At 68.5% G+C, this 12,853-nt stretch carries 10 protein-coding genes; 7 read left to right on the forward strand and 3 right to left on the reverse strand.

From position 1 onward, the window contains the following. The first annotated feature begins 113 nt into the window (after window positions 1–113). Window positions 114–3,251 (forward strand): ATP-binding protein, encoded by a 3,138-nt coding sequence (locus QOC69_RS12180; RefSeq protein WP_526439722.1) that lies wholly within the window; start codon window positions 114–116, stop codon window positions 3,249–3,251. Window positions 3,252–3,264: 13 nt separating this feature from the next. Here QOC69_RS12180 and QOC69_RS12185 read toward each other — a convergent pair whose 3' ends face one another. Beyond that, window positions 3,265–3,387: a hypothetical protein gene (locus QOC69_RS12185; protein ID WP_526439747.1), complete on the reverse strand. Its 123-nt coding sequence runs from the start codon at window positions 3,385–3,387 to the stop codon at window positions 3,265–3,267. A gap of 42 nt (window positions 3,388–3,429) precedes the next feature. Beyond that, a complete protein-coding gene (locus tag QOC69_RS12190; protein ID WP_526439724.1) occupies window positions 3,430–3,804 on the reverse strand; it encodes a hypothetical protein in 375 nt (124 codons plus the stop codon). Window positions 3,805–3,880: 76 nt separating this feature from the next. Between QOC69_RS12190 and QOC69_RS12195 the strand changes: the two genes are divergently transcribed. From QOC69_RS12195 to QOC69_RS12220, 6 genes are read left to right on the forward strand one after another with little or no spacing between them, the layout of a single operon-like run. Further along, window positions 3,881–4,510, forward strand: a complete 630-nt coding sequence (locus QOC69_RS12195) for a VTT domain-containing protein (RefSeq protein WP_526439726.1) — start codon at window positions 3,881–3,883, stop codon at window positions 4,508–4,510. Between the two features lie 12 nt (window positions 4,511–4,522). Beyond that, a complete protein-coding gene (locus QOC69_RS12200) occupies window positions 4,523–8,458 on the forward strand; it encodes a Pls/PosA family non-ribosomal peptide synthetase (protein ID WP_526439728.1) in 3,936 nt (1,311 codons plus the stop codon). Beyond that, window positions 8,455–9,792, forward strand: coding sequence for a M1 family metallopeptidase (locus tag QOC69_RS12205; RefSeq protein ID WP_526439730.1), 1,338 nt, complete (start codon window positions 8,455–8,457; stop codon window positions 9,790–9,792). The genes QOC69_RS12200 and QOC69_RS12205 overlap by 4 nt, the downstream gene beginning before the upstream one ends. Continuing rightward, window positions 9,789–11,051 (forward strand): hypothetical protein, encoded by a 1,263-nt coding sequence (locus tag QOC69_RS12210; RefSeq protein ID WP_526439732.1) that lies wholly within the window; start codon window positions 9,789–9,791, stop codon window positions 11,049–11,051. Before QOC69_RS12205 ends, QOC69_RS12210 begins: the two co-directional genes overlap by 4 nt. A gap of 9 nt (window positions 11,052–11,060) precedes the next feature. Next, window positions 11,061–11,765 carry a polyprenyl-phospho-N-acetylgalactosaminyl synthase PpgS gene (gene ppgS / locus QOC69_RS12215; protein ID WP_526439734.1) on the forward strand — a complete coding sequence of 235 codons (705 nt, stop codon included), beginning with the start codon at window positions 11,061–11,063 and terminating at the stop codon, window positions 11,763–11,765. Next, window positions 11,762–12,103 (forward strand): DUF2304 domain-containing protein, encoded by a 342-nt coding sequence (locus tag QOC69_RS12220; RefSeq protein WP_526439737.1) that lies wholly within the window; start codon window positions 11,762–11,764, stop codon window positions 12,101–12,103. Before ppgS ends, QOC69_RS12220 begins: the two co-directional genes overlap by 4 nt. Here QOC69_RS12220 and QOC69_RS12225 read toward each other — a convergent pair. Next, window positions 12,100–12,756, reverse strand: a complete 657-nt coding sequence (locus tag QOC69_RS12225) for a TetR/AcrR family transcriptional regulator (RefSeq protein WP_526439739.1) — start codon at window positions 12,754–12,756, stop codon at window positions 12,100–12,102. The genes QOC69_RS12220 and QOC69_RS12225 overlap by 4 nt on opposite strands. Window positions 12,757–12,853 lie beyond the last annotated feature (97 nt).

Genomic DNA, 12,853 nt, shown 5'->3' on the forward strand with positions numbered 1-12,853 from the left:
CAGTGAAGGTCCAAGGGTGATATCGCCCTGGAATCTTGCCTGTCGGAACGCAACACCCGTCAGACTGAAGCCGCATCACTCGGGTAGTCCCGACCGGATCACGCGGAGGTCTGATGGAGGCACCACAGTCGTGCCGGGCCTGCGGCCTAGGACTGCGAGCCGGTGCCCGGTTCTGCGATGGATGTGGCGCGCCGACGGGCGCGGACCCCTCATTGGCCGAGTACAAGCAGGTCACGATTCTGTTCGCCGACGTGGTCCGGTCGATGGATATCGCCGCCCGCGTCGGTCCGGAGCGACTGCGAGAAATCATGACCGAGTTGGTCAGCCGGTCAGCTGACGTCGTCGAGCGCAGCGGCGGAAGTCTGAACAGCTACACCGGTGACGGCATCATGGCATTGTTCGGCGCGCCGACGGCGTTGGAGGACCACGCATTTCGTGCCTGTGTGGCCGCGCTCGACCTTCAACGCGCGGCGGAACCACTCGCCGTCGCCGTGATGCGCCGCGACGGAGTGGTTCTCCAGCTTCGCATCGGCATCAACTCCGGCCAGGTGATCGCGGGTGAGATCAGCCCGACGAGGTATACCGCGGTGGGAGACCAAGTGGGCTTCGCCCAACGCATGGAATCCGTCGCCCCTCCCGGCGGTGTCATGCTGAGCGAGGCGACTGCGCGGTTGGTGCGGGGTGCCGCGGTGCTGGGCGATTCGGAGCTCGTGCGGATCAAGGGCACTGACGAACCCGTGTCGGCGTGTCGACTTCTCGGCGTCAAGGAGCGCACGCTCAAGGACCGCCATGAGACGACACTCATAGGGCGCGAGCGGGAAATGAACTGGCTCACTGGGTTGCTCGATGACTCCATCCGGGGTGCCGGACGGATGGTGTCTGTGGTCGGGCCTGCCGGCATCGGCAAGAGCCGGCTGACGGGAGAGGTAACCACCGTCGCCGCAGACCGCGGTACTGCGGTGTTCTCCACGTTTTGTCAGTCCCATAGCGGAAGAATTCCGTTTCACACGGTCTCGGGGCTCCTGCGGGCAGTCTTCGGGGTCGACGAGCTCGACGTAGAAGCCGCGCGGGAGCGGGTACGAGTTCGGCTGCCCGACTCCGACGCTGAGGACCTGGTTCTGCTCGACGATCTGCTGGGCATTCGTGACGCCGCCTGCGGGTTGCCGGCTGTCGATCCGGAGGCGCGACGCCGGCGGCTGACACAGTTGGTCGAGAAAGCGGTCGCGGCAAGCGCTCCCGCGGTGTACGTGATCGAGGACGTGCACTGGATCGACGAGGTCAGCGAATCGATGCTCGTCGACTTCGTCGCAACGGTTTCCGGAACGTCGGCGCTCGTCCTGATCACCCACCGTCCCGAATATCGGGGCACACTCAGCCACATTACGGGAGCTGAGGTGATTGAGCTTGCCCCGCTTGATGGTTCACACGGGTCGGCGTTGACCGCGCTGCTGGTCGGCAGGCACCCCTCGACCGCCGAACTCGCGACGCAGATTGCCGAACGTGCCGCCGGGAACCCGTTCTTTACCGAGGAGATCGTGCGCGACCTCGTCGAACGAAACATTCTCGAGGGTCACCGCGGCGAGTATGAGTGCCGCCACGACGCTGCGGAAGTCAGCGTGCCCGCGACCGTACAGGCCACCATCGCCGCGCGCATCGACCGCCTTGGTGCACGCGCGAAGCAGACACTGAACGCCGCGGCGGTCGTCGGGTCTAGGTTCAATGCGGAGCTGCTCGCCGAAGTGCGCAGTGACTCCATGCTTGGGGAGTTGATGGACGCCGAGCTGATCGATGCGCTCGATTCCCCTGCTGCCGAGTACGCGTTCAGACACCCGCTGATCCGCACGGTGGCCTATGAATCACAACTGAAATCGGAACGGGCGCAACTGCATCAGCAGTTGGCCGGCGTGATCGAGCGGCGCCAGCCAACGGGAACGCACGAGAACGCTGCGCTCATCGCGACGCACCTGGAGGCGGCGGGCGACCAACGTGGAGCGTTCGGTTGGCACATGCGCGCGGCGGGATGGTTGACCGACCGCGACCTCGGCGCGGCCCGAGCGAGTTGGCAGCGGGCTCGAATGGTCGCCGACAGGCTGCCCGCTGACGAGCCCGACCGGCTAGCGATGCAGATAGCGCCTCGCACCCGGCTCTGCGGCAGCATGTGGATGGCCGGTGGCAAGGTCGCCGACACCGGTTTCGACGAACTGCGCGAGCTCTGCGAGGCGAAGGGCGACAAGGTATCGCTCGCGATTGGCATGTCCGGGCTGGTCATGGCGCTGGCGGGGCATCAACGTCTTGTCGAGGCGTCACGCTTAGCCTCGGAGTTGACCGCGCTGGTCGAGGCACTCGGAGAGTCCCCACTGACCGTCAATCTGCTCATAGCGGCCATCTACGCCAAGTCCGAGGTCGGTGAGATGACCGAAGCTCTGGGCTTGGCCCAACGTGTCATCGACCTGGCGGAGGGCGATCTCACGATGGGTGACAAGCTCTTCGGCTCACCGCTGGTGCACGCGACTCGGATGCGCTGCCTGATTCGACTGTGCCTGGGTATCGACGGCTGGCGATCCGATGCCGACGCGGCCATCGCGATGGCTGCCCCGCTCGCTCCGCGGAATCTCGTTTCTGCGATCTTCTACAAGTACATCGTCGCGATACCCGTCGGCGCGCTGGTCGCCGACGCAGTTGCCTTATGCGAAACCGCCGAAGCCCTGCGTGTGGCCGAGCAAACCAGCGACGAGTACACCCTGGCAGCGGCACAGCTCACGCGGGGACTGGTCCTCGTCCGCCAAGACGATCCGCACCGGGAAGAGGGCTTCAAACTGCTCACCCGGGCGCGGGACTCGGCACTGGCGAAGGGGTTCACGATGAATGCGCTGGCGATTGTCGACCCCGAGATCGCCAGGGAGAGGGCACGAAACGGCGACGTCGACGGTGCCATCGAGCTCGCCCGGGCGGCCATTGACGACATGTTCGACAGGGGCGCAATGTTCTTGCGCGGGGTCGCGACCACGATTCTGGTCGAGGCGCTGCTGGATCGCGGCGCCGATGGCGACCTGCGGGAGGCGCAGGCTGCCATCGACCGGTTGACGGCAGTACCTACCGAACCCGGTTTCGTCCTGCACGCGATCCCGTTGTTACGGCTGCAGGCGCTGGTAGCGCGCGCGCAGGGCAGCGAGGTTGCCTACCGCGACCTCATGGCGCGCTACCGCGTCAAGGCGCTGGCGGCCGGTTTTGAACCGCTCGCCCGCGAATGAGGTTCATCGACCACTAGTGGAACTGCGCGCGCTGTTCCGACGTGGTCGCGATGGACCGGAACGCCTCCGCCGCGGCCGCGCACGCCGCGTCGACATGACCGGCGTCGCCGTATGGCCCCAACCGATTCATGTCCAAGACCGATTTGGTGCCGACTAATCCAAGGATTGGATCAGTCGGTCAGGCGCTGGCCTGCACGCGGGTGGCCAGCCGGCGGAGCACGTCGTGCCCGAGCCGACGCAGGTCCTGGCGGGGCCAGCCGGCCGCCGGGATCAACGTGACGCCGTCGGCGACGTCGGCCGAGTCGATGTCGGCGATCAGCCCGGTCAGACCGTCGACCGTGCCCGCGTAGCGGACCGTCTCGTCATCGCCGCCCGAACGGAAGTCCCCCGGCACCGCAACGGCGAGGTCGAGGATGACCGCGACGTCACCGCCGCCGGCGCGCAGACGGGCCGCATCGCGCTGGGCGCGCTGCAGGTCGGGCGCGGTGAACCGCACCACGGGCCCGCCACCCGACGTCAACTCGGTCAGGTCGTCGCCCGTCTCGTCTGTCACGAAAAGCCGCACGTCGGCCAGGTTAGGCGCGCACACCGGTTCCGCCGATGGTTGCGATCAGCGAGAATCCAGCGGAATGACCGATACTCAATTGCCCGGCGTCTTCGGCGACGTCCAGCCGATCCTCGAGTACTACGGCTACCTCGCCGTCGGCGGATTCGTACTGCTCGAGGACTTCGGGGTGCCCGTGCCCGGCGAGATCCTGCTGATCTCGGCGGCCATCTTCGCAGGCGCCGGCCACTTGAACATCGCCCTGGTGATCGTCGTCGCCGTGTTCGGCGCCATCGTCGGCGACAACATCGGATACGCGGTGGGCCGGCTCGGCGGGCGCCCACTCGCCGAGCGGTGGGGCCGCTTCGTGTTCCTCACCCCGGCGCGGCTCGACCGGGCCGAGGCCTTCGTCGACGCCCACGGCGGCAAGATCGTCACCGTCGCCCGGTTCATAGAGGGGCTGCGGCAGGTCAACGGTCTGATCGCAGGGATCGCCGGAATGCACTGGCTGAAGTTCCTCGGCTACAACGCCCTCGGCGCGGTGCTCTGGGTCGGTACGTGGGCCGGGTTGGGCTTTCTGACCGGCGCGCACATGGTCACCATCTACGCCGCGTTCGAGCACTACAAGTGGTATCTGATCGGCGCACTCGTCACCATCGCCGCAATTGTGATCACAAACCGCGTGCGGCATGGCCGGACGACGCGCGGCGCTTAGTAGTTTGTAGTCGTGACAGCCGCTACTGGACCGAACATCCCCGCCCAGTACGTGCTGTCGTCGTCCGCTCCCGCGCCGCGGACGCTGATCGACATCCTCTACGAGACCGCCGAGCGTCATCCCGACTCGCCCGCCATCGACGACGGCGAGGTTCAACTCACCTACGCCGAACTGATCGTCGACATCGAGGAGAGCGTCGAGTGGCTCGCCGCGCGCGGGATCGGCCGCGGCGACCGCATCGGAATCCGCATGCCGTCCGGCAGTTACGCGCTCTACGTCGCGATCCTGTCGACGCTGGCGGCCGGGGCGGCCTACGTGCCGGTCGACGCCGACGACCCCGACGAGCGCGCCGCGCTGGTGTTCGGCGAGGCAGGCGTCGTCGGCGTCATCACCGAACAGGGCCTGGTCCGCGGCCATGGTTCGTCGCGCGGATGGCGGGCGGGCAAGCCGTTGGTCCGCGACGACGCGTGGATCATCTTCACGTCCGGTTCGACGGGGACGCCGAAGGGCGTCGCCGTGACCCACCGCAACGCGGCGGCGTTCGTCGACGCCGAGGCGCAGATCTTCTTGAAGGACAACCCGATTGGGCCCAACGACCGGGTACTCGCCGGGTTGTCGGTCGCGTTCGACGCGTCATGTGAGGAGATGTGGCTGGCCTGGCGGCACGGCGCGTGCCTGGTCCCCGCACCCCGCTCGCTGGTGCGCAGCGGAATGGATCTGGGGCCGTGGCTGGTGTCCCGCGACATCACCGTGGTGTCCACCGTGCCCACGCTGGCGGCGCTCTGGCCCGCCGAAGCGCTGGAGGCGGTACGCCTGCTGATCTTCGGCGGCGAGGCGTGCCCGCCCGAACTGGCGGAGCGACTGGCCGCCGGTCCCGACTCCGCGGGCCGCGAGGTGTGGAACACCTACGGCCCCACCGAAGCGACGGTGGTGGCGTGCCTGGCTCGGCTGGATGGGAAGGGCCCGGTCAGCATCGGCCTTCCGTTGCCCGGTTGGGACCTGGCGGTCGTGGACCAAAAGGGGGAGCCGGTAACTTTGGGCGAGATCGGCGAACTGGTGATCGGCGGTGTCGGCCTTGCGCGCTACCTGGATCCCGAGAAGGACGCCGAGAAATACGCGCCGATGCCGACCCTGGAGTGGGCACGGGCCTACCGCAGCGGCGACCTGGTCCGGCTGGAGGCCGACGGCCTGTACTTCATGGGTCGCACCGACGACCAGGTCAAGGTCGGCGGTCGCCGCATCGAACTCGGCGAGGTCGACTCGGCGCTGGTGAATCTTCCCGGTGTGAGTGGCGGCGCGGCGGCCGTCCGGCGCACACCAAGCGGCACCCCGCTGCTGGTCGGCTACATCGCAAGCGCGGACCCGTCATTCGACCTCGCGGCTGCGCGCACCGCACTGGCCGATGCGTTGCCCGCCGCCCTGGTGCCGCGCCTGGTCCTTGTCGACGAACTGCCCACCCGCACCTCGGGCAAGGTGGACCGCAACGCGCTGCCATGGCCGGTGGACGAGGACGCCGGGACCGACGGCCCCGAACTCGGAGGCACCATGGGCTGGCTGGCCGGGCTGTGGCGCGACGTGCTGGCCGCGCCGGTCGACGGGCCCGAGGCTGACTTCTTCGCCCTCGGCGGCGGATCGTTGTCGGCGGCGCAATTGGTCGCCGCGCTGCGCGCACGCCATCCGCAGGTGACGGTGGCGGACCTGTACGACCACCCGCGGCTCGGCTCGCTGGCCGGTTACCTCGACGAGCTCGATCCGCCGCCGCGGGTCGAAACCCGCACGGTGAAGCCGGTTTCGCGGCTGACCGAGCTGGCGCAGGTGATCCTGTCACTCCCACTGGCCACGGTGACCGGGATGCAGTGGGTGGTGTGGCTGGCTTTGCTCAACAACGTCGCCGCCGAGTTGAACCTGCTGCCGTGGGCGGTGCCGGTGAACTGGTGGTGGATCCTGGCGGGCTTCCTGATCTTCGTCACCCCGCTGGGGCGGATGGGAATCGCGGTGCTCGCCGCGCGGATGCTTCTTGGCGGGCTGGAGCCGGGCACCTATCGCCGTGGCGGGCCGGTGCACCTGCGGGTCTGGCTCGCCGAACGACTCGGCGAGGCCAGCGGCGCCGAGAACCTGGCGGGCGCGCCATGGCTGGTCTACTACGCCAGGGCACTGGGCAACAAGGTCGGCAAGGGCGTCGACCTGCACTCGGCTCCGCCCGTCACCGGCATGCTGACGCTCGGCCATCGCTGTTCGATCGAACCGGAGGTCGACCTCACCGGGCACTGGATCGACGGCGACCAGTTCCACGTCGGCCGCATCGAGGTCGGCACCGACGCCACCGTCGGCGCGCGGACGACGCTGCTGCCCGGCGCCGTGGTGGGCAAGAACGCCGACGTCGCACCGGGTTCCGGCGTGGTCGGCAAGGTGAAGGCCGGCCAGTACTGGAAGGGCTCGCCTGCGATGAAGTCCGGCAAGGCCAGGCATCCGTGGCCCGAGGAGCGGCCGCGCCGCGCCCCGCAGTGGGTGGCGATGTTCGGCGTGACGTCGGTGCTGCTCGGCAGCCTGCCGTTGGTGGCGCTGGCCGCGGGCCTTGCGGTGCTCGGGTGGGCGGTGCGCGACACCGCGACGCTGTCCGACGCCGTCGTGCCCGCGGCGCTGTGGACGCCCGTGGCGACGCTGGCTGCCGTGGTGGTCTACGCGGTGCTGACGGTGGTCGGTGTGCGGGTGCTGTCGCTCGGCCTGTACGAGGGCTACCACCCGGTGCGCAGCAGGGTCGGCTGGCAGGTGTGGGCCACCGAACGGCTGATGGACGCCGCCCGCAACTACCTGTTCCCGATCTACGCCAGCCTGCTCACCCCGACCTGGCTGAGGCTGCTCGGCGCGAAAGTCGGCCGCGGAACCGAGATCTCGACGGCGCTGCTGACCCCGAAGTTCACCGTCGTCGAGGACGGCGCCTTCCTCGCCGACGACACCATGGTGGCGTCCTACGAACTCGGCGGCGGGTGGATCCACGTCGCCATGGCCACCATCGGCAAGCGCGCCTTCCTTGGCAACTCCGGAATCACCCAGCCGGGTCGACGCGTGCCCGACGACGGACTGGTGGCCGTGTTGAGCGCGACACCGCACAAGGCGAAGGCTGGGTCGTCATGGCTGGGCAGCCCGCCGATCAGGCTGCGGCGCCAGCCCACCGCCGCCGACGCGCTGCGTACCTTTCACCCGTCGCGGCGGTTGAAGGTCTTGCGCGGTCTGGTGGAGACGTGCCGGGCGCTGCCCTTGATCGTGACGTTCGCGATCGGCGTTGCGGTGCTGGGCGCCCTGCAGTTCCTGACTACCGAATTCGGTTATCTGTGGACGTCATTGGCGGGCGGGGCCGTGCTCCTCGTAACGGGCGCAGTGGCCGGAAGCATCGCCGTCGTGGCGAAATGGCTGTGGGTCGGCCGCATTCGGGCCGTCGAGCATCCGCTGTGGTCGTCGTTCGTGTGGCGCAACGAGGTGTCCGACACGTTCGTCGAGACCGTCGCCGCGCCGTGGTTCGCCCGGGCCGCGAGCGGCACGCCCGTGATCAACCTGTGGCTGCGGGCGCTCGGCGCCAAGATCGGTCGCGGCGTGTGGTGCGAAAGCTATTGGCTGCCCGAGGCCGACCTGGTCACCCTCGGCAAGGGCGCCACCGTCAACCGCGGGTGCGTGGTGCAGACCCATCTGTTCCACGACCGCATCATGCGGATGGACACCGTGGTACTGGAGGACGGCGCGACGCTCGGCCCGCACTGCGTGGCGTTGCCCGCCGCACGGATCGGCGCAGGCGCCACCGTCGGCCCGGCGTCGTTGGTGATGCGCGGGGACGAGGTGCCTGCGTCGAGCCGCTGGCAGGGCAACCCGATCGCGCCGTGGAATGCGTTGCGCAAGAAGCGGAGCGAGCGGGCCGACAAGCCGTCCAAGAAGGTCGGGGACACCGCCGCGTGACGCGATCCGCCAAGAAGGCCCTGCGCAGGGGCGCTCCGCCCGTCATCGACCCCTACATTCCCGCGAACGGCAACTTCGGCTACCGGGTGTCCCGCTACGAACTGGACCTCGAGTACAAGGTGAACATCAACCGACTGTCCGGCACCGCCAGCATCACCGCGGCCACCCTGGCGTCGTTGAAGACGTTCAGCCTGGACCTGTCGGACGCCTTGGCGGTGTCCAAGGTCTCGGTCAACGGGCACAGGCCCCAATCGTTCAACCGTTCGCACGGCAAGCTGAACGTCACGTTGTCCTCCGCACTGCCAGCGGGAGCGGCGATGTCGATCACCGTGCGCTACGCGGGCACACCCCGGCCGATCCGAACCCTTTGGGGCGAAGTCGGTTTCGAGGAGCTGACCAACGGCGCGCTGGTCGCCGGGCAGCCCAATGGTGCGGCGTCGTGGTTCCCGTGCGACGACCACCCGAGCAGCAAGGCCAGCTATCGCATCGCGATCAGCACCGACAACCCGTACCGCGCGCTGGCCAACGGCGAGCTGGTGTCGCGCCGAACGCGGGCCGCGATGACCACGTGGACCTACGAGCAGGCCGAGCCCACGTCGACCTATCTGATCACCCTGCAGATCGGCGACTACGAGACGCACCGATTGGCGAAGACCCCGGTGCCGATGAACGCCGTTCTGCCGCACCGGTTGAAGCACGACTTCGAGTACGACTTCGGCCGTCAACCGCAGATGATGAAACTCTTCGTCAAACTGTTCGGGCCGTACCCGCTGTCGACCGGCTACACGGTGGTGGTCACCGATGACGATTTGGAGATTCCCCTTGAGGCACAGGGGATCTCGATCTTCGGCGCCAACCACTGCGGCGGGGAGCGCAGTGCCGAGCGGCTGATCGCCCACGAGCTCGCCCACCAGTGGTTCGGCAACTCGGTGACCGCACGGCGCTGGCGCGACATCTGGCTGCACGAGGGTTTCGCCTGCTACGCCGAGTGGCTGTGGTCGGAAGACTCGGGCGGCCGCAGCGCCGATGACTGGGCCCGGTACTACCACGGCAAGCTCGCCGCCTCGCGGCACGACCTGCTGCTGGCCGACCCGGGTCCGCGCGACATGTTCGACGACCGGGTGTACAAGCGGGGTGCGCTCACATTGCACGTGTTGCGGCGCACCATCGGCGACGACGGCTTCTTCGAGCTCCTCCGCGATTGGACCACCCGCCATCGCCACGGCACCGCCGTCACCGACGACTTCACCGGTCTGGCCGCCAACTACGCCAACGAGTCACTGCGCCCGCTGTGGCAGGCCTGGCTGTATTCGAAGGACGTCCCCGACCTGTGACGGACGGCGCGTCGACTGTCCCCTCTCAGGGACCGGTGACCAGGGGCAGCTTCGCCCGGGTCGGCGTGGCGACCGTGGTCAGTGCGCTGTTCGGCTACTCCGTGCTCTACCTCGCCGCGCGTGACCTCGAGCCGGCCGGCTTCTCCGTGTTCGCGGTGTTCTGGGGCGCGTTCGGACTTCTCGCCGGGGCGGCCAACGGCTTGCTTCAGGAGTCCACCCGCGAAGTCCGGCAGGCCAAGCAGGTTCCCGTCGGCCTAGTGGTTGCCGGCCCGCGGATCCACCCGATGCGGGTGGCCGTTCTCGTCGGAGTGGTCGCCGCTGCGGCCGTCGTCGGCACGTCGCCGCTGTGGTCGAGCCACGTCTTCGTCGAGGCTCGGCTGCTCAGCGTCGCGCTGCTGAGCGCAGGCATCGCCGGGTTCTGCCTGCACGCGACGCTGCTGGGTGTGCTTGCCGGCGTGGACCGCTGGAGCGAGTACGGGGCGCTCATCGTCGGCGACACCGCGATGCGGGTGGCGGTGGCGGCGACCACCTTCCTGATCGGCTGGGGATTGGTCGGCTACCTGTGGGCCACCGTGGCGGGGTCGATCGCCTGGCTGGTGCTGCTGTTGGCGTCGCCGACGACGCGTGCGGCGGCGCGACTGCTCACCCCCGGCACCACCGCGACGTTCCTGCGGGGCGCGTCGCACTCGATCGCGGCGGCCGGCGCCAGCGCCATCCTCATCATGGGCTTTCCCGTGCTGCTGAAGGCGACCTCGCAGGACCTTGGCGCGGCAGGCGGCGTCGTGATCCTCGCGGTGACGCTGACCCGGGCACCACTGCTGGTGCCGCTGACCGCGATGCAGGGCAACCTGATCGCCCACTTCGTCGACCAGCGCGCCGCCCGGCTGCGGGCCCTGGTGATGCCCGCGTTGATGGTGCTGGGGCTGGGCGTGGTCGCGGTGCTCATCGCCGGCCTGGCCGGGCCGTGGCTGCTGCAGTTCGCGTTCGGGCCCGAATACCACGCCGGCGGCGCGCTGCTGGCCTGGTTAACCGCAGCGGCCATCGCGATCGCGCTGCTCACCCTCACCGGTGCCGCGACGGTCGCGGCCGCACTGCACCGCGCCTACGCCGTTGGCTGGATCGGGGCCACGCTGGCCTCAACGCTTCTGCTGCTGTTGCCGGTGGCGTTGGAGACGCGCACCGTGGTGGCGCTGATGTGCGGACCGCTGGTGGGAATCGCCGTGCATTTCGGCGCTCTGAGCAGGATTCCAGCAACGTGAGCGTGTAGTTTGGTCGCCATCGACACCCGGTACCACGACGTTTGGATCGTCGTCCCCGCCTACAACGAGGCGAGCGTCATCGGCGACGTCATCTCCGACGTTCGCTCCGTTTTCGGCAACGTGGTGTGCGTCGACGACGGCAGCCGTGACGACACGAGTGACCGCGCGCATCGAGCAGGCGCCCACGTGGTGCGCCATCCGGTGAACCTCGGTCAGGGCGCGGCCATTCAGACCGGCGTCGAGTACGCCCGCAGCAGGCCCGCCGCCGCAGTGTTCGTGACGTTCGACGCCGACGGGCAGCACCGCGTCAAGGACGTCGTCCGGATGATCGACCGGCTGACCGCCGAGGACGTCGACATCGTGATCGGCACGCGCTTCGGCGACCGTGCGCCCGAGCGGATGCCCAAGATGAAGCGGCTGCTGCTGCCGGTCATCGCCAGGCTGAGCCCGGCCAGCCGCAAGCTCGGCCTGACCGATGCGCACAACGGGCTGCGGGTGTTCGACAGGACGGTCGCCGACGGGCTGAACCTCACCATGAACGGGATGGCGCACGCCAGCGAGTTCATCGCGCTCATCGTCGAGAACCAGTGGCGGGTGGTCGAGGAACCCGTCGAGATCCTCTACACCGACTACTCGATGTCCAAGGGGCAACCTCTGGTCAACGGCATCAACATCATCTTCGACGGCCTGCTGCGCGGAAGGATGCGCCGATGAACTGGATTCAGGTTCTGCTGATCGCCTCGATCGTCGTGCTGCTGGTGTACTTGCTGCGGTCCCGGCGCAACGCGCAGTCCAGGGCGTGGGTGAAGGTCGGCTACGTGCTGTTCGTGATCGCGGCGATCTACGCGGTCATCCGGCCCGACGACACCACCGTGGTGGCGAACTGGCTCGGCGTCGACCGCGGCGCTGACCTCATCGAATACTCGCTGGTCATCGCGTTCCTGTTCACCACGCTCAGCGCCTACATGCGGTTCAAGGATCTGGAACTGCGCTACGCGCAACTGGCCCGCGCGGTCGCCCTCCAAAGTGCGCGGGCGCCCGAGGACGCCTAGCTTTTCCCCGTCGCTTCGCTCGCCCCGGCGCTTTTCCCCGTCGCTTCGCTCGCCCCGGTAGCCCCGGGGGGAAGTGCGCCGAGCAGTGCCGTCATCAGCTGGATCCTGCCGGCCTCGAGGTCGGGGTGTGGCAGCACCGCCCGCACGATGGCCGCGCCGTCGAAGACGTTGGTGAGGATCGCCACCATAGCGCCGAACGTCTCCGGCGGGAACCGATCCGCCCCTGGCAACGAGCGGGCGACATCGTGGATGTTCGCGCCGTACTCCACCAGCACGGCCTGCAGCGTGACCTTCAGCTTGTCGTCGGTGCGCGCCGCGATCAGGAGTTCGTACATCACGGCGTTGGTCGAGTTGCCCGTGACGTCGCGCAGGATGGTCAGCGCCGCCTCCAGTGCGGGTTGGTCGGCCGGTATCTCGGCGACCCGCTTGGTGAACAGATCCAGCTGACGTCGCATGACCTCGAGCGCCGTGGCCGCCATGAAATCGCCCATGGTCGGAAAGTGCCGGAACAACGCGCCGTCGGACACCTGGGCCCGCTTGGCGATCACCGCCGCCGACGCTCGCGCATACCCGACCTCGACGATCGTGTCGATGCACGCGTCGAGCAGGCGCGCCACCGTCTCCTCGCGGCGCTGCTGCTGGGTTCTGGCCATGTCAGACAGGCGTTTTCGCGAGCCGGGCCTGATTGACACCTGCACGCAGGAAGCGGCCGGACTTCAGGGTCTTTCCGTATCCGTCGCGGAACTGGCC

It is taken from the genome of Mycobacterium sp., from assembly GCF_032162105.1.
Taxonomy (GTDB): Bacteria; Actinomycetota; Actinomycetes; order Mycobacteriales; family Mycobacteriaceae; genus Mycobacterium.

Coding starts and splice junctions, on each gene's coding strand:
- QOC69_RS12195 (WP_526439726.1), top strand. CDS start 3,881: ATGACCGATACTCAATTGCCCGGCGTCTTCGGCGACGTCCAGCCGATC.
- QOC69_RS12220 (WP_526439737.1), top strand. CDS start 11,762: ATGAACTGGATTCAGGTTCTGCTGATCGCCTCGATCGTCGTGCTGCTG.
- QOC69_RS12225 (WP_526439739.1), bottom strand. CDS start 12,756: ATGGCCAGAACCCAGCAGCAGCGCCGCGAGGAGACGGTGGCGCGCCTG.
- QOC69_RS12180 (WP_526439722.1), top strand. CDS start 114: ATGGAGGCACCACAGTCGTGCCGGGCCTGCGGCCTAGGACTGCGAGCC.